The sequence below is a fragment of the Methylobacterium oxalidis genome (assembly GCF_007992195.1).
GTDB classification, from domain to species: Bacteria; Pseudomonadota; Alphaproteobacteria; order Rhizobiales; family Beijerinckiaceae; genus Methylobacterium; species Methylobacterium oxalidis.
The window spans coordinates 1-15,884 of record NZ_BJZU01000154.1 but is presented as its reverse complement, the minus strand read 5'-3'; the positions used below and the strand labels follow the sequence as shown (position 1 = coordinate 15,884).

At 67.9% G+C, this 15,884-nt stretch carries 13 protein-coding genes, 1 tRNA gene and 2 pseudogenes; 5 read left to right on the top strand and 11 right to left on the bottom strand.

All coding sequences use genetic code 11. The features are described 5' to 3' along the window. The first annotated feature begins 58 nt into the window (after window positions 1–58). Window positions 59–1,171: an NAD(P)/FAD-dependent oxidoreductase gene (locus MOX02_RS27020; RefSeq protein ID WP_147028898.1), complete on the top strand. Its 1,113-nt coding sequence runs from the start codon at window positions 59–61 to the stop codon at window positions 1,169–1,171. Between the two features lie 59 nt (window positions 1,172–1,230). On the opposite strand, the gene MOX02_RS27015 is transcribed toward MOX02_RS27020, so the two are convergent. From MOX02_RS27015 to MOX02_RS26995, 5 genes are all read right to left on the bottom strand, one after another. Continuing rightward, window positions 1,231–3,492 carry a CHASE2 domain-containing protein gene (locus tag MOX02_RS27015; protein WP_147028897.1) on the bottom strand — a complete coding sequence of 754 codons (2,262 nt, stop codon included), beginning with the start codon at window positions 3,490–3,492 and terminating at the stop codon, window positions 1,231–1,233. Beyond that, entirely contained in the window at window positions 3,489–7,466 is a 3,978-nt protein-coding gene (locus MOX02_RS27010; protein ID WP_147028896.1) for a tandem-95 repeat protein, read from the bottom strand. Before MOX02_RS27010 ends, MOX02_RS27015 begins: the two co-directional genes overlap by 4 nt. Window positions 7,467–7,777: 311 nt before the next feature. Then, entirely contained in the window at window positions 7,778–8,494 is a 717-nt protein-coding gene (locus MOX02_RS27005; RefSeq protein WP_147028895.1) for an LrgB family protein, read from the bottom strand. After that, entirely contained in the window at window positions 8,491–8,907 is a 417-nt protein-coding gene (locus tag MOX02_RS27000) for a CidA/LrgA family protein (RefSeq protein WP_147028894.1), read from the bottom strand. The genes MOX02_RS27005 and MOX02_RS27000 overlap by 4 nt, the downstream gene beginning before the upstream one ends. A 31-nt stretch (window positions 8,908–8,938) precedes the next feature. After that, window positions 8,939–9,418 carry a tellurite resistance TerB family protein gene (locus MOX02_RS26995; protein ID WP_147028893.1) on the bottom strand — a complete coding sequence of 160 codons (480 nt, stop codon included), beginning with the start codon at window positions 9,416–9,418 and terminating at the stop codon, window positions 8,939–8,941. Between the two features lie 208 nt (window positions 9,419–9,626). On the opposite strand from MOX02_RS26995, the gene MOX02_RS26990 reads away from it, so the two are divergent. The 3 genes and pseudogenes from MOX02_RS26990 to MOX02_RS26985 all read left to right on the top strand — a co-directional run bounded on the left by MOX02_RS26990 (window position 9,627) and on the right by MOX02_RS26985 (window position 10,853). Continuing rightward, window positions 9,627–9,702: transfer RNA gene (locus tag MOX02_RS26990), tRNA-Thr, on the top strand. A gap of 184 nt (window positions 9,703–9,886) precedes the next feature. Then, window positions 9,887–10,051 carry a hypothetical protein gene (locus MOX02_RS31610; RefSeq protein WP_170268012.1) on the top strand — a complete coding sequence of 55 codons (165 nt, stop codon included), beginning with the start codon at window positions 9,887–9,889 and terminating at the stop codon, window positions 10,049–10,051. 6 nt (window positions 10,052–10,057) lie between these two features. After that, window positions 10,058–10,853, top strand: a pseudogene (locus MOX02_RS26985) (IS5 family transposase). A 334-nt stretch (window positions 10,854–11,187) separates the two neighbouring features. On the opposite strand, the gene MOX02_RS26980 reads toward MOX02_RS26985, so the two are convergent. The 4 genes and pseudogenes from MOX02_RS26980 to oxlT all read right to left on the bottom strand — a co-directional run bounded on the left by MOX02_RS26980 (window position 11,188) and on the right by oxlT (window position 13,862). Beyond that, window positions 11,188–11,406 (bottom strand): hypothetical protein, encoded by a 219-nt coding sequence (locus MOX02_RS26980; RefSeq protein ID WP_147028892.1) that lies wholly within the window; start codon window positions 11,404–11,406, stop codon window positions 11,188–11,190. Between the two features lie 108 nt (window positions 11,407–11,514). Next, window positions 11,515–11,969 (bottom strand): annotated as a pseudogene (locus tag MOX02_RS26975) (transposase); the annotation flags it as partial. 126 nt (window positions 11,970–12,095) lie between these two features. After that, entirely contained in the window at window positions 12,096–12,314 is a 219-nt protein-coding gene (locus tag MOX02_RS26970) for a hypothetical protein (RefSeq protein WP_147028890.1), read from the bottom strand. A gap of 228 nt (window positions 12,315–12,542) precedes the next feature. Continuing rightward, window positions 12,543–13,862, bottom strand: coding sequence for an oxalate/formate MFS antiporter (gene oxlT / locus MOX02_RS26965; RefSeq protein ID WP_147028889.1), 1,320 nt, complete (start codon window positions 13,860–13,862; stop codon window positions 12,543–12,545). A gap of 997 nt (window positions 13,863–14,859) precedes the next feature. Here oxlT and MOX02_RS33030 point away from each other — a divergent pair. Further along, window positions 14,860–15,294, top strand: a complete 435-nt coding sequence (locus MOX02_RS33030; protein ID WP_373866789.1) for a Rap1a/Tai family immunity protein — start codon at window positions 14,860–14,862, stop codon at window positions 15,292–15,294. On the opposite strand, the gene MOX02_RS26960 is transcribed toward MOX02_RS33030, so the two are convergent. Together MOX02_RS26960 and MOX02_RS26955 are read right to left on the bottom strand one after the other, a co-directional pair. Next, window positions 15,210–15,455: a hypothetical protein gene (locus MOX02_RS26960; RefSeq protein ID WP_147028888.1), complete on the bottom strand. Its 246-nt coding sequence runs from the start codon at window positions 15,453–15,455 to the stop codon at window positions 15,210–15,212. The genes MOX02_RS33030 and MOX02_RS26960 overlap by 85 nt on opposite strands. Before the next feature lie 115 nt (window positions 15,456–15,570). Then, the coding region (locus tag MOX02_RS26955) for an inorganic phosphate transporter (protein WP_147028887.1) at window positions 15,571–15,884 on the bottom strand (314 nt) is incomplete at its 5' end.

Sequence of the window (15,884 nt, the reverse complement as noted above, 5' to 3'; positions counted from 1 at the left end):
CCGCGCGGGGGCCGCGAGCCCCCGCTGCCGAGCCCACCTCCGGGCGGTATGCTCGCGCATGATCCGCGCGCGCTCCTCCATCCTCGTCGTCGGTGCCGGCCTCGTCGGGCTCGCCGCCGCCCGCGCCCTGGCCGAGCGGGGCCACGAGGTCGTCGTGGCCGAGGCCGGCGACGGGATCGGGACGGGCATCTCCTCGCGCAATTCCGAGGTGATCCACGCCGGCCTCTACTATCCGCGGGGCTCCCTGCGCGCGCGCCACTGCGTCGAGGGACGGCGGCGTCTCTACGCCTACTGCGAGAGCCACGGCGTGCCCCATGCACGGGTCGGCAAGCTCGTGGTGGCGACGTGCGAGGCCGAGGAGCCCGCCATCGCGGCGATCTTCGAGCGGGCGCGTGCGAACGGCGTCGAGGGCCTGCGCCTGCTGTCGGGGGACGAGGCGCGGGCATTCGAGCCGAACCTCGCCTGCACGCGCGCCCTCCTGTCGCCGGAGACCGGCATCATCGACAGCCACGCCCTCATGCTCGCCCTCCAGGGCGACATCGAGGCGCGGGGCGGCGCCCTGGCCTTCCGAACGCCGGTCGAGGGCCTTCGGCGCGACGGCGACGGCTGGGTCGCGCTCGTCGGCGGCGCGGAGCCGGGCGAGATGACGTTCGACGCCGTCGTCAACGCGGCGAGCTTCGGTGCGCCGGCGCTTGCCGCACGCACGCAAGGTTACGAGCAGGCCCGCGTGCCCCGCCTCGTCCTGGCGAAGGGAAGCTACTTCTCCTTCGCGGGCAAGCCCGCCTTCCGGCACCTGATCTACCCGGCCCCCGTCGAGGGCGGCCTCGGCATCCATCTCACCCTCGATCTCGCGGGCCGGATGCGGTTCGGGCCGGACGTCGAGTGGACGGAGCGCATCGACTACACCGTCGATCCGGCGCGGGCCGACGCGTTCTACGGCGCGATCCGCCGCTACTGGCCGGCCCTGCCGGACGGCAGCCTCGCGCCCGACTACGCGGGCGTCCGCCCGAAACTCACCGGACCGGGCGAGCCGGCGGCCGATTTCCGCATCGACGGCCCGGAGGAGCACGGCCTCCCGGGCCTCGTCCACCTGTTCGGTATCGAGAGCCCCGGCCTGACCTCGAGCCTGTCGCTGGCCGAGGAGGTGGCCGATCGCCTGGAGCGCACCTGATCCTGTGATCCCGTGACGCAAGGTTCATAATATCCCTGGACGATCGCCCAGCCCCTCCCCTACTTGGTCTCGGCGACGTGGACCCCCGTCCAGTCCTCCGGCGGCGGCTCGCGCTCGAACCCCGCGACCCGGGACGCGTAGAGGTCGTAGAGCGCCCCGAGGCGGTGATCCGCGCCGAGGACCCGGCAGGTCTCTATGCGGCGGCGCGCCTCGTGCCAGTCGCGTCCGCGATAGGCCGCAAGCAGGCCGGCATGGGCTGCGGCGAGCTTCCGGAAGGTCTCGGAGGCGCGAAGCACCTCGCCGCCGAGCAGCGCCGAGATCGTCTCCGGCAGCGCCTTGCCCTTCACCCGGATGCGGTCGATCTCGAGGAGGGCGAAGCGGTCCGCCACGGCCGCGGCGGTGGCGTCGCCGAGGATGATCCGGACGCCGTAGGTCTTCGATTGGCCCTCGAGCCGCGAGGCGAGGTTCACCGTGTCGCCGAGGACCGAGTAGTCGAAGCGCTGGGCCGAGCCCATGTTGCCGACGACGCACTGCCCCGTGTTGATGCCGATGCCGACCTCGAGGGGCAAAACGGGGAAGCCGCCCGCCTCGGCCTCTCCCCGCCGCACCACGTTGAGCGCGTTCATCCGGGCGATCATCTCGAGCGCCGCCGCGCAGGCGTTGGCCTCCTGGTCCGGATCGTCGAGGGGCGCGTTCCAGAACGCCATGATGGCGTCGCCCATGTACTTGTCGATGGTGCCCCGGCGCCCGATGATCGCGTCGGTGAGCGGCGTCAGGAAGCGGTTCATCAGGGCCGTGAGGCCGGCCGGGTCCGCGCGGTAGAATTCCGAGATCGACGTGAAGCCGCGCACGTCGCTGAACATGATGGTGAGGCACCGCTCCTCGCCGCCGAGGCGCAGCTTCTCCGGCGAGGCGGCGAGCTCGTCCACGAGGGCGGGCGAGAGGTACTGGCTGAAGGCCGAGCGGATGCGCTGCCGGCCCACCTGCTCGCGGGTGTAGTTGGTGAAGACCAGCACAGCGTAGACGCCGAGGCTCGCCCCGAGCGGGAAGGTCGGGTCGAGCAGGATGCCGAGCTCGGTGAAGCGGAACCACGAGATCGCGGCGATGAACACCGCGACCACGGCCCCGAGCAGGAGCAGCCACGCCGCTCCGAGCACCGGCGCGAAGGCGATGATTCCGGCCGAGACCGCCACCGCCAGCAGCACCTCCACCACCACCGCGTAGCTCGGATAGGACAGCGTCGCGCGCGTGAGCACGCTCTCCAGCACCTGCGCGTGAACCTCGACGCCGGGGATCGTGCGGTCGACCGGCGTCGTCTTGTTGTCGAGGAGCCCGATCGCCGAGGTGCCGATCAGGACGATCTTCTGCGCCACGCGCTCCCAGTCGAAGCTGCCGTCGAGCACGGCGCGCGCCGGGATGAAGCGGGCCGGATCGTGGTGGTTGAAGTGGAGCCAGACGGCGCCGCTCGCGTCGGTAGGAACCTCGAAGCCCGGGAGAGCCGCGCCGCTCACCCCCGCCTCGTCGCTGCGCAGCATCACGGCGCCGCTGCCGGTGAGCACGCGCAGGATCTCCAGCGACAGGGCCGGCACCATCCGCCCCTCGGCGACGAGGACGAGGGGCACGCGCCGGACGATGCCGTCGCGCTCCGGCACGATGGTGAAGAGCCCGCGGCCGGCGGCGGCCCGCTCCAGCTCGGGCACGTTGCGCAGGAGGCCGGGGAAGTGCGCGATGTGAGCGGAAGCGTCGGGCCCGAGCTGCGCGAAGCCGGTCTCCGGCAGGGCCGCGTCGTTGCCCGAGGGCTGCGCCAGGGCGGTCTGCCCGAGGATGACCCGCCCGCCGGCGACCGCCTCGGCGAAGATCCGGTCGTTGCTCGGGAGCCGCGCGAGGCGCTCGCGGCTCTCCGGATCGAGCCCGGCGACGCTCTCCGCGACGAGGGCGGGCGACAGGCGGTCCGGCTCGGGGAAGACGGCGTCGAAGGCGATCGCCGCCGCGCCGGCCTCGCTCAGGCGGCGGACGAGATCGGCGACCCGGGTCCGTGCCCACGGCCACTGGCCGAGGGCGCGTATGCTGTCCTCGTCGATGTCGACGATGGCGACGGGCCGCAGCGTGACCGGCCGCGGCCGGAGGATCTGGAAGGTGTCGAAGGTCCGCAGCCTCAGGGTCTCGACGAGCGGCGGGTCCCACAGGCGCAGGAGCACGAAGAGGACGAGGACGCCCGTCGCGATGATGCGGTCGAGGCCGATGCGGGCGGCGAGCCCTCGCCGCGGCCCCGGCGCGCGAGCGAGGGCGGCCGGCGCGCCCGTTCGGCCGGCCGGTCTCACACCAGCGGGACCTGCGTGGTCAGGCGCGCGAGGTGGTCCGTCCAGATCAGCGTGACCTCGGCGGCCGAGTCCGCGGGAAGGTTCGGGAGATCCGCGAGCGTGTGCCAGGACGTGCCCGAGCCGTCGCCGACCTGCAGCGCCAGATGACCGTCCGTCGCGACGATGCGGGCGAAGGCGCCGAGGTTCTCGTGGACCACGTCCGAGCCGAACAGGCCCGTGAGGTCGATCGCGTCGCCCGCGGCGCCGGCGGCGAAGTCGGTGATCCGATGCGAGGCCGCGGCGCTCGCGAAGACGAAGACGTCGCGGCCGCCGCCGCCCGTCAGGCTCTCCGTGGTCTCCGCCGCGACCAGGATCTCGTCGTTCGCCGTGCCGACGAGATCGGTCGAGGCCGACCGGTTCACGACGGCCTGCACCGCCTGGGCCCCGTGCTCGTCCCGGAGCGTGTAGGAGACGTGCTCGCCGTTGCCCGTGCCGGTGAGGAGGACGCCGTCGCCGGCCGCGGACAGGGGCGCGCCGGTGACGCCCGCGACGCTGAGCCTGTCGCCCAAATCCGGATCGGAGTCGTTGAAGAGGAGCGCGCTCTTCGGGACGAACAGCAGCGTGTCCGACGTGCCGAGGATGTGGTCGTTGCCGCCCGTCGGGGCGTCGTTGACGCCCGTCACCGTGAAGGAGGCGGTGGTGGTGGCCGTGTCGCCGGCGCTGTTGGCGATGGTGTAGACGAAGGAATCCGTCGCCGTCTCGCCCTGACCGAGGTGGAAGTGGGCGGTGCCCGGATCATAGGTGATGCTGCCGTCTGGGTTCAGCCTGACCGAGCCGCCCTGCGCGCTCGTGCCGGCCACCGAGACGAGGTGGATCGGCAGGCCGCTCGGATCGCCGTCGTTCGCGAGCAGGTCGGCCGCTTGGATGACCAGGGGCTTGTCCTCGCGGATGCGCGGCACGACGCCCGCGTAGTCGATGACCAGCTCTGCGCCGACGACTTGGCCGAACGTCGAGTCGTACGAGCCGACTTGGAACTCGATGTAGTAGCTACCGGCAGCCGGCAAGACGAACGTCTTCGTCTGAAGACCGGTCGTGCCGGAGACGTTGCTGTTCTCTTCCAGGACCGTTGCGACGATCTGCCCGTTCGACGCGTCGCGCAGGTATCCCCGGCCGCGGGCATGGTCCTCGCCGCTCGACAACTGCCAGTCGAATTTGATCTCGTCGCCGGCCTCAGCCGTGAAGGTTGCACTGCGGATCGACGGTCCCCAGGCCGTCCCTCCCGCTGTGTTGATCGTTCCGGCGAAGGCGAGGACGGCGGCGGCATCCGCCCCGGAAAGGTGGGTGCCTGTGCGATCGACGAAGACCTGAGGCGAGTAGAAGCCGGGAAGAAAGTTTCCGGAATTCGCCGTCGAGGTGGTCCAGCCGGCAAAGTCCGGTGCAGCACCGAAACCGCTGTTTGTCAGGAGGCTCGGGCGCAGGTCCGGATCGTCGACGGCAACCGGCCCCTCGCGCGAGCCCGTGAGGGTGACCGTGATGGTCTGGCTGACCGATCCGCCGTGCCCGTCCCCTATCAGGACCGTGTAGGTCTGCAGCCGGGTTTCCCCCTCATCCAGGAAGTCGAGGGCGCCGTCCGCCACGGTGAAGGTCCAGCCGACCGTGCCCGATACTTCGTCGACCGAGCCGAGCGCGAGGCTGCCGAGATAGCCGGCGTGGTCCGGCGTCAGCGTGACGGCGTGCACGTCTCCCGCATCGGGATCGGCGAAGGCGATCGTGCCCGTGCGGGTGTGGAGGACGGTGCCGGCGCCGGGCGCGTTGGGCCGCAGCTCCGTCACGGCGGCGCTCGCACCGGTCGCGTCGGCGCGGATCACCGGAGCGTCGTTGACGGGGGTGAGCGTGAGTTGCGCGGTCTGCGCGACACTGCCGCCGTGTCCGTCCGCGACGGCGTAGGCGAGCGTCACGGGCCCGTTCGCGTCCTGCGCGGGCCGGTAGGCGAAGCGGCCGTCACCGAGATCCTCGATCGTGCCGCCGCCATCGGCAACGATCAGGTCGGTGACAGCCAGCGGATCGCCGTCCGCATCGCGCGCGCCCGCGAGGAGGTCGTCCAGGCGAAGGATGCGCGCCGTGTCCTCGAGGACCGAACCGATCAGGGCTGGCCCGGACACCGTGGGCGCATCGTTGACCGGCGTGACATCGAACTGCACCGTCTGGGCAACGCTGCCGCCGTGCCCGTCCGTGATCGTGTAGCTGAGCGTGACAAGTCCGTTCTCGTCCTGCGCGGGCCGGTAGGCGAAGCGGCCGTCGCCGAGATCCTCGATCGTGCCGCCGCCGCTCCCGACGCGCAGACCCGTCACCTGCAGGGCATCGCCGTCGACGTCGCTCGCACCGGCCAGCAGGTCGGCGCGGGAGATGAAGTGGACCTGATCCTCGCCCGCGGCTGCGAGGGCGACCGGGCCTGCCGAGACCGGCGCGTCGTTCACGCCGGTCACGTCCATGGTGAGCGTGGTCGTGGCCGTAGCGCCGGTCCTGTCCTGCACCCGGTAGGTGAAGACGTCGGCGCCCTGCTGGCCCTCGGCCAGCGCCGCGGCCTTGTCGGCGCGGTAAACGTAGGTCCCGTCCTCCCGCAGCCACAGCGTGCCGTAGCGGCCCTGCAGCGTCACAGCGCCGCCCGAGAGGCCGTCCATCGGGGCTTCAGCTCCGGCGCGGGCGGCGACGATCAGCGCGGCCGTCGCGCCGAGCACGCCCTGGCCGACCGTGGCCGCTACGAGGGCGTTGCCCTGCACCACGGTGAAGGTGTGGGGTGTCAGGACGAGGGAGTCGGTCTCGGTCGAGCCGCCCGGCAGGCTCGGCCCGGTCAGCGGCGTCTGCGGGGGCGCTGAGCCGGAGCCGCGGGAATCCGTGCCGGAGAGCGGATCGACGGGCGGCGTGCCGTTCGGTCCGTTCGGCGTACCCGACCCGGCGGGCGGCCCGGAATCCGGCTGCACGATGTTCGGCTCGGTGCTCGAGCCTCCGCCTCCGCCCGTCGAGGGACCCTGGAAGACGGGAAGGCGCGGCGCCTCTGCGATGGTTTTGAAGAGGGCCTGGACGATCGCCGCCTCGGCCTGGAAATCGGCCGGGGTCTTGGCAAACTGCTCGAACTTCACCTGCAGCGGCCCGTTCGGGCTCACCACGAAGGCCTGACCGGGGTCAGAGACCGTGAACAGGAGGCGGCTCGGGTCGTCGCGATCGTAGACCTCGAAGCGGCCCGTATGCCCGTCCGGCTCGGTCATCACCGAGAGGCGGGTGGTGCCGTTGTCGGCGTCGATCTGCACGGAGACCGCCGTGCCGCGGATCCCCATCGTGGCGACGGGCGTGCTGACCTTCATGTCGCCGGTCTTGGCGACCTTGCCGGCGACGAAGGTGATCGAGCCCTGCACGAGGCTGAACAGCGCCGAGTTGCCCTCCCCGTCCACCTTGTAGACCATGTCGTTCAGGAGCATCCGCGCACTGGCGGAGAGGCTGAACAGGGTGCCGTCGAGGAACGAGATCGCCAGCGAGGAGCCGCGCTCGGTCTGGACCACGTCCCCCTTGAAGACGAGGTCGCCGACGTGGAGCGTCACCGTCACGCCGTTGCGCACCACCGTGGCGGTGCCCGTCACGGTCTGCACGCGGCCGATGGCGGGCGAGGCGTCGGAGGCCTGCGGCGCGCCGGCCTGGGCGTGCTGCTCGCCGCCGAGCGGCAGGCTGAGGGCGGCGATCACCGCGTCGGAGAGAGTGGCGCCGTCCGGCGCGACGAGCTTCGGGCGGCGGCCGACCTCGAAGTAATCGTGCACGACGAGACGGTGGCTCTCGTCGCTGACGATCAGGTCGGAGCCGTCCCGGACGTAGTGGCCGCGGAAGAGGAGCGCCGCGTCGTCGACCCGGATCGTGCCGTCCGACTCGGCCGTGATCTCGCGCAGATCCGCGAAGCCGAAGCCCGGCCCCTTCGGAAATGCCCTGATGTCGGCGACGGTCTTCACGGTTCGTGCACCAGGTTCGAATGGAACGCCTCGCGGCGCCGGCTCAACGCTCCGCTACCGGACGTGTCGGAGTGTGTTGGTGCGCCCGATCACATGAAACCGCGGCGCGAAAAGGTGCATCGACAGGTTTTCGGCCCGGCGGGGTCCAAGAAGATCTGAAACGCCTGAATCAACCCCGTCCGCGTCCGTACACCGCGCTGCCCGTGCAGGTTCATTCGAGCCTCCGGCCGTTTTCAAGTGCCGCGAGAGCACAGGAACGGAAATTCGCGAGCCCGCTCACCGCTTTGCCGGCGCGGGGCCGCCGGCGACGCTCAGGGAACGAGGCTCAGGACCAGCGGTACCAGAAGCGCCGTCAACAGAGCGTTGAGGCCCATCGCGATTCCGGCGAAAGTCCCCGCGACCTCGCTCACCTGGAAGGCGCGGGCGGTGCCGACGCCGTGAGCGGCGAGCCCCGCCGCGAAGCCGCGCGCCCGCATGTCCCGGATCCGCAGCGCGTTCATCAGGGGCGTGACGAGGATCGCGCCGGTGACCCCGGTCAGCATCACGAGGACGGCCGTGGGCGTCGGGTCGCCGCCGAGCGTCTCGGACACGCCCATCGCGACACCGGAGGTGATGGATTTCGGGCTGAGCGCTGTGATGATGGGACGCGGCACGCCGAGGAGGAGCGCGAGCCCGACCGCCGAGACGAGCGCGACGACGCAGCCGACGGTCAGCGCCGCGAGCATCGGCACGAGCGCGCGCATCACGGTCGCCCGGTGCTCGTAGAGCGGCAGGGCCAGCATCACGGTGGCCGGGCCGAGCAGGAAGTGCACGAACTGTGCGCCCTGGAAGTAGTCGGCGTAGGGCGTGCCCGTGAGCGCCAGCACGGCGGCGGTCAGCGACACCGCGATCAGCACCGGGTTCGCCAGCGGGCTGCGACCGGTCGCCGCCGAGATCCGGTCGGCGGCGAGGTAGGAGACCAGCGTCACCGTCAGCCACAGGAGCGGCGTGCGGGAGAGATAGACCCAGACCGCGAACTCGCCGCTCACGGCGCGCTCTCCGGCGGGCCGGGCGTCCGGCCCGGGTCGAGCCAGCGCGCGACCGCGACGAAGGTGAGGGCCGTGGCGGCGAGCGCCAGGAGAGTCGACAGCACCAGCACGAGAGCGAGCTTGGCGGCCTGCGCCTCCAGCACATCGAGCCGGCCGACGATGCCGGCCCCGGCAGGAACGAACATCAACGACAGGTTGGCGAGAAGCCCCCGCCCGGTCTGCTCCAGCGTGCCGTCCGTCAGCGGCCGCGGCAGGCGGCGCGGCAGAGCGCGGGGCCCGCGGTCGCGCAGCACGAGGAAGAGCAGCATCAGCACCATGCCGATGACCGGCCCCGGCAGGGGCAGCCCGCTGCTGCGGGCGAGAACCTCGCCGGCGAGCTGCGCCAGCAGGACGAGGGCGAGGCTCGCGATCATGCGCGACGCTCCGCCGCCTGCGAGGACCGCCTCACGCGCCGGCCGCCGCGCCTTCGCGACCCGCGAGCCCCTCCTCGCGTGCCCGGGTGATCGCGCCGTCGGCGAGGCCGAGCAGCGAACCGAGGCGCCAGACCAGCGCCTCCTCGAACTCGTCCACGGACCCGTCCGCCCCCGCGATCGACCAGGCCATGGCGAGCAGCCGGACCCGCTCCGCCTCGCCGCCTTCCCGCCCGATCAGCTCGACCAGCATGGCGATGTCGCGGGTCTCCGCGTCGAAGGCCGTCGCCCGCGCGATCAGCGCGCGCGCGGCCTCCTCTGAGTCCGCGTAGCGGCCGCGCACCAGCCGCGACAGGCGCTCGGCCTCCGGCGCCGCGAGGACCCCGTCGGCGCGGGCGACGTGCACGAGAAGGGCGGTCGCGGCGAGATGCTCCTCGTCGGCCGGCGCGTCGACGGCCGGTGCTCCGCCGAAGGCGTCGGAGGCGTAGGCCCGAAGGCGCGCGATCAGGGACATGGGGGGCCTGTTCGAGAATTGCGCCCGACAGTCCCGGCTGCGCCCGGCCCCGTCAAGCGCGGGGCGCAGTCCGGCCGCGCGCATCGCCGCCGCCGTGGCACGCCTGCATCGGACGCGCGACGCGAGGCGCCGCCCGCCTTGCCAAGGGGGAGCCAGGCGGATATGAGCCTCCCGACGATCACGGCGCGCGAACCGGCGCTCCGATCGGGCCGCAATAGCTCAGCTGGTAGAGCACCTCATTCGTAATGAGGGGGTCGGGGGTTCGAATCCCTCTTGCGGCACCATCACTTCATCAACAAAATCAGCAACTTAGCAAGCACAGCGCGGCAAGCTATCCTAGCGGACATCTGCCGTGGACAGCACGCTTCTGAGCTTTTCCAGAGCGGATTTGCGACAGTCTGTCGCAGCCCTCGCGGCTCCTGCCTAAGGCGGCACTTGCCATGGTGAGTTGCTCTGCAAGGGGAGCCCATGAGCGTTGAGAGCGCGCTCCTCAACAGCCTGCGCGAACGCGTGGCCGATGCCGAAACGCCCGATCGCCAACTGTTCACCGACGTGTGGTTTACCTGCTCGGGTAAACAGTCGCCGAATATGAAGTTTCACGAGCCTCTTACGAAACCGATTGTGGCGCGTTGAGGAGAGATGGCGAAACCGCTCCTTCCCGACGGCTTATGGGCGGTGATCGCCCCGCTGTTGCCGCCTGAGCCGCCCAAGCCAAAGGGTGGCCGCCCGCGGCTGTCCGACCGCGCAGCGCTGACGGGCATCCTGTTCTTGGCTCGCGCTCGGGCGCGCCCTGGGAGTTGCTGCCCCGGGAGCTGGGCTGCGGCTCGGGCATGACGGGCAGGCGGCGCCTGCGCGACTGGCAGAAGGCCGGGGGTGTGGGACCGCCTGCAGCAGGCGCTGCTCGACCAGCTCGGACGCCAGAACGGCATCGACTTCAGCCGCGCCTCGCTCGACAGCACCTCGGTCGCCGCCGAAAGGGGCGCCCGAATCCGACCGACCGGGGCAAGCCGGGCACGAAGCGCCACGTCCTCACCGATGCGAAGGACCTCCCCCTCGCGCTGAAGCTAACGGGGGCCAACGTGCACGACAGCCAGATGCCAGAGGCGGTCGTGGATGCCGTCCCGCCCATCCGCCAGTGCTGGGACGGCCGCGCAAACGCCCCGCCCGGCTGTATGCCGACAAGGCCTACGACCAGCGCCGCTGTCTTCGGGCTTTCACCCACCGTCGCATCCAGCACCGCATCGCCTGCCGCGGCATTGAGAGCAGCCACCGTTTGAGGAGGCACAGGTGGGTCCTCGAGCGGACGCTGGCCTGGTTTGCCCAGTTCCGCCGCCTCACCATCCGCTATGAGCGACGGCGCGAAATCCATCTCGCCCTCACGACACTGGCTGCAGCCCTCATCCTATGGCGCTTCATCGAACGGTGGTCTTGTTAGACGCGCTTAGGTGCGCTCCGCCGAGCACCGGTCTGGTGAGGACGTGACGCCCTTGGCCTACCCATTCGCTGCCGGGCTTCCACGCGTCCTCATGGTTCGGGTGCGGCGTCGGTGGTCCTCGCTGCATGAGAATGCAGCGCAAAACCCAAGAAAACTGAGAGAACCAGCGACTTAGCTTGCCGTCGCCCAATAGTCGCTGCCGCCTGAGAGTTTGGCGGTCTTGGGGCGCAGCGTTCCGCACACATAGCCCAGCAGTCTGGAGCCGCGGTCGCGCTGCCCCTTCCGCCCCAATCGAAGCGGACCGCTCATAAAGACCTGCTCAGGTAGGCCATTCCTATCGTCCCGCTGCTATGCTGAAGAGAGCGATCTCATGAGGGGTGAAATCCGTCGAGATGCTCGTCAGGGCTTGATGGTGCAACAAAGTGATGACGATCACAGCTAAAAGAAGCGCGGATCCGAGTAAAATTGGCGTCAATGTTGCGATGAAACGTCCAGCCACGTCGACAAAAAGGCAGCCAATTGCGAACGCAATGAGCCAGATCGGATCGAACATTTTCGATCTCCGCCAGTGAAGAGCAGCCAATTTTCTACTCACTCCCACTTAGGAAAACGGGCGGAAGGTTATCTTTCATCCCCGCATCAGGGTTAGAGTTAGACTCGATCAGCACCAAGAAGCGATGACGGCTGCCAGAGCGACGCCTAAGCCGCAGTTACGGGCGAGTTTGTCGTGGCGGCCGGTGCTGCGGCCGAAGTCCGTGAGGCGGTTGACGATCGGCTCAATGCGCCAGCGTTCACGGTAGCGCCGCTTGTCGCGGCGGATCGCTTTCTTTCGATCGAGCGTGCCCGGGATGGCGGGCGCAATGCTCTTCGCGCGCAGGTCAGCCCGCAGCCAATCGGCGTCGTAGCCATTGTCGGCGCTCAGGTGGCAGATGCAGCCGGGCGCCTCGGCCAGCACGGCCGGAGCGGCGGTGACATCGCTGGCGTCGCCGGAAGTCAGCAGGATGACACCGGATCGGCCGAAAACATCGGTGAGCGCGCGGACCTTGGTCGTCTGGCTGCCCTGGGAGGAACCGGTTCCCTGCGCCTTTACTTCCCTTTACTGCCCTGAGCCGAGCGATCAGGAAAGCCAAACGCTTAGGCCAAAGCGGGCGCAACAGGCGTCGTCGCCAGAGTCAATACCGCCGCGCCACTTCTGAATGACATGACCGCTGCTCCTGATATTTGCCGCCTTAGTAGGCGCAATCAGCGGGCATTCTCCAAAGCGGATAACATGTCGTACTCATCAGCCTCGGCACCTGGGTTGAGTAAGGCTTCCACGGTGATGCACACGAGGGCGACTGCAACCAAAGCCACTAACAAGATTTTTGTCAGACGCAGCGCGTGCCGGCGCATCCTGTGAATCGCGATACACCCGAGCGTGAAGGCCGCGGCTTCAATCAGAGCCGCCGCTGGCACATGCATCGCGCTCTCCTCGTGTTCTTTCGCTTCTGGCTACGAACATTTCTCCTGATCTGAATTGGCCCGCTTGAGCGCCATAGTTTCGAGCCATCCAGCCAGATCGATGAAGCTTGACTGCTCCGTCTTGAAGGGAGCTGCGCGCCTATTGCAGCTTGGCGAAAAGCCGAACGGGCCCGGACAGTGTCCGAGCCCGCCGTTTATAGTCAGCAATGGCCGATGCCGGCTCGAGACCTATCGAGCCACAGCAACGCCAGCCTCAGCAGGAGCAGTCACGTCGGCTCGGGCATTGGCGACAACATGCTTGCGCCAGGGCTTGAGGACCGCGATCGCCAGAACCGAAGCCAGGACGTTGGCACCGGCGGCAGCCAGGAACACGTTGTCCCAGTTGCCCGAACTCTGCTGCATGTAGTTCGCCACCGGCACGAGCAGGGCTGCCGTTCCCTTGGCCGTGTAGAGCAGCCCGGCATTCGTGGCGGCAAACTTGGAGCCGAACGTGTCGGTGCAGGTCGAGGGGAACAGCGAGTAGATCTCACCCCAGGCGAAGAACACGAAGCCTGACAGGAGGACGAACCACAGCGGGTCGTGGCCCCAGAGGTACAGCATGTAGATGCCGACACCCTCCATCGCGAAGGCGATGAACATCGTGTTCTCGCGTCCGATCTTGTCCGAGACCCAGCCGAAGAAGGGACGGGTCAGGCCGTTGAGCACACGATCGATTGTCGCCGCAAACGTGATGGCAACCATAGTGACGCCGAGAATCGTCACCGGCACCTTGTCGACATGGATGTCGGCGGCAATCGGCTTCAAGTTGGCGGTGATCATCAGGCCGCCCGCGCCGACGATGACGAACATAAAGTACATCAACCAGAAGATCGGCTGACGCACGACCTCGCCCGGCGTGTAGTTACGCCGCGACTGGATGTTGGCTGCATTATTCGCGACCTCGGGGACCTGACCTTTCTTCGGTGCGGCCAAGAAGAAGGCGAGTGCAGCGACAACGACCCCCTGCCCGATGCCGAAGTAGAGGAAGGCAGCCTGGAAGCCCTTGTCGGCGATCATCCACTGGATGGGTGCCACGGTGAGAGCCGAGCCAGCCCCGAAGCCGGCAGCTGTGATACCAGCTGCTAGACCGCGCTTGTCCGGAAACCACTTCAGAGCGTTGCCCACGCAGGTTCCGTAGACGGCTCCAGCCCCGAGGCCAGCGATGACCTGGCCGAGATAGAACATGTTGAGGGTCGACGCGTAGGCGTTGATCACCCAGCCCAGTCCGCAGAGCACGCCGCCGAATAAAACCACGGCCAGCGGTCCGTACTTGTCGACGAACCAGCCCTCAATCGGCACGAGCCATGTCTCGAACAGGACGAAGAGCGTGAAGGCAAACTGGATCGCGGCTCGATCGAAGCCGAACGTCTTCTGAATTTCGGGAACGAAGAAGGTCCAGCCGTATTGCAAGTTGGCGATCATCACCATGCAGACGACGCCAAGAACGAGTTGCATCCAGCGATAGCCGTCACTGACACGCTCAGTAGACGGCACTCCAATCGTACTCATTGATCACCTCCCGACGCTCCCTGGGGAGCAAAATTTCTTTGACGGCCCAACTTCTTGAGGCTGCCTGATGCGAGTCCAATCGATGGTTAGGCGAGGCGAGAGCGGCGTTCCAATCGGCCCGACCAGCAAAGCTCACGGCAACCACAAGTCGAGCTCGGCCCTTTCACAAGCCGTTGCTCAAAGCGATCTGCTGCGTTCGAGCCCAAGCGCAGGCTTGAGCACGCGTATCAACGAGATTTAATCCCTCGTATTTTGTATGCCAACATCTTCGGCGCGAGCCGGCCTGTCAAGGGACATCGAAATAAATTTCATTGTGCGACGCACCATTTTGCATGCGCTGCCACAGCAGCGGCAACATGGCATTTTCAGTGGCTCGCTCGGGTTATGACGCCTCTGTCAGGTAAGGTATGAGCAACGCAGGCTGCCGCGCTGACCTCAACGCGGGAGGAGCCGACGAAAGTTCGGCACGCTAGGCGAGAGCGGTCCGGATCCGGCGCATCCTCATAGGCTCCTTACGCCAAGCGCCAACTCAGGCAAGCAGGCCGCTCCTTCAGGTCATTCTGTTGATGCTTCAGTTCAGCCTATCCTGAGGGACAAGCACTCGGCCCAGGCTCGCGCCCTTCGGCACGCTTATCATCCAACCTTTTATCGGCTACACCATTTCTGCTGCTCGCCTAGATACAGTCGGCCTAGTCGGGGTCGAACTATTTGACAGAGATTAGCTCAACGGCTTTCGCGCTGCGGATGTAGCTCTGAAACTTGAAACGGTACTCAGTTGGACCAATCTCCTCGTGCCCAAGCGGCTGTAGGAGGGCGCCCTCACTCCGGCCTCTCTTGCCCGCCTTGATGCCCGTCAACGGTCGCGCTGAGGGTTCTCGGAAGCAAGCTCGACAAGAATGATGGCAACGCAAAAAACCCACCCGGACTTTCCGGATGGGCCGCAGTTAACTCGATCAAGAGTAGGTTCAAGATAACTCGTTCATGACAACGAAGATAGGTGGAAATTTGTGCGCCTCTCTGCCTCCGGTATACGCTGGGCGAAATACGCACTGCAGCCTCGACCGGCAATGCTCGCCGAGCGTACTGCCGAGCCTACGGCATGAAGGTAAAGCGGGCTCATCGAGTCGTATGCCAATGGCTGAAGCTAAGCCCGCAGCATCGCCACGAGAAAGCCAGCCTGCTTGTCGGCGTCGCCTTGCCGAAATCTGGCCCTGCACGAGGCAGCAGCGAGCTCGGGGTCAGAAACACCTCTCTCCGCGTCCCTCGTACACCGAGTTTTGGTTTGACCATAGACCGTTCGTGGCAGACCGGCGCCGAAGCCGCCTGCGAGGAGATAGAGCAGTTACATCAGCGGGTTGAGCCGCCGACAAGCTCACATGTGCCTCCGAGTCGCACCTCGATCGCCGCCAGGGCGCCGTCCAGCGAAGGATAGAGGATTTCAATACCGTCGAGGCGACTTCCTCGTTCTGGAACGATCGTGAAGGGCTCGTTTGGCCATTGTGATTTGCGGATCAGGCCGAGATGGCGTCCGAGACGGTCGTACAGGCTCCATTCGGTGCCGGCCGCCCCGATCGGGTTGACGATAACGTCCATGGGCTCACCTCCAGACGGAGATCATGCGCCTCTTCCAACGCATCGCTGCACGTATTTCATTCAGGCGGATAGGTGCGGCGGCATCGCCGCACGATCCTCAAATGACCTCAAGCAGTCAGCCGAGCAATCCTGTCAGAGCGTAGCAGGCCGCAGAGATCAGCGCGGCAGCCGGGAGCGTCAGCACCCAGGCGGTCACGATGTTGCTGGCGATCCCCCAGCGCACGGCCGAGGTTCGGCGCGCGGCGCCAACGCCGATGATCGCCCCGGTGATGGTGTGCGTCGTGGAGACCGGAATCCCGAGCCAAGTCGCCGTGAACAACGTGATCGCTCCGCCTGTCTCGGCGCAGAAGCCCTGCATCGGGTTGAGCCGCGTGATCTTCGAACCCATCGTGTGAACGATGCGCCAGCCACCGAAAAGCGTGCCAAGGG

Bases quoted from the DNA above. Each gene is read 5' to 3' on its own strand.
- MOX02_RS27020 (WP_147028898.1), top strand. From the start codon at position 59: ATGATCCGCGCGCGCTCCTCCATCCTCGTCGTCGGTGCCGGCCTCGTC.
- MOX02_RS27000 (WP_147028894.1), bottom strand. From the start codon at position 8,907: ATGATCGCGAGCCTCGCCCTCGTCCTGCTGGCGCAGCTCGCCGGCGAG.
- MOX02_RS26995 (WP_147028893.1), bottom strand. From the start codon at position 9,418: ATGTCCCTGATCGCGCGCCTTCGGGCCTACGCCTCCGACGCCTTCGGC.
- MOX02_RS31610 (WP_170268012.1), top strand. From the start codon at position 9,887: ATGAGCGTTGAGAGCGCGCTCCTCAACAGCCTGCGCGAACGCGTGGCC.
- MOX02_RS26980 (WP_147028892.1), bottom strand. From the start codon at position 11,406: ATGTTCGATCCGATCTGGCTCATTGCGTTCGCAATTGGCTGCCTTTTT.
- MOX02_RS26970 (WP_147028890.1), bottom strand. From the start codon at position 12,314: ATGCATGTGCCAGCGGCGGCTCTGATTGAAGCCGCGGCCTTCACGCTC.
- oxlT (WP_147028889.1), bottom strand. From the start codon at position 13,862: ATGAGTACGATTGGAGTGCCGTCTACTGAGCGTGTCAGTGACGGCTAT.
- MOX02_RS26960 (WP_147028888.1), bottom strand. From the start codon at position 15,455: ATGGACGTTATCGTCAACCCGATCGGGGCGGCCGGCACCGAATGGAGC.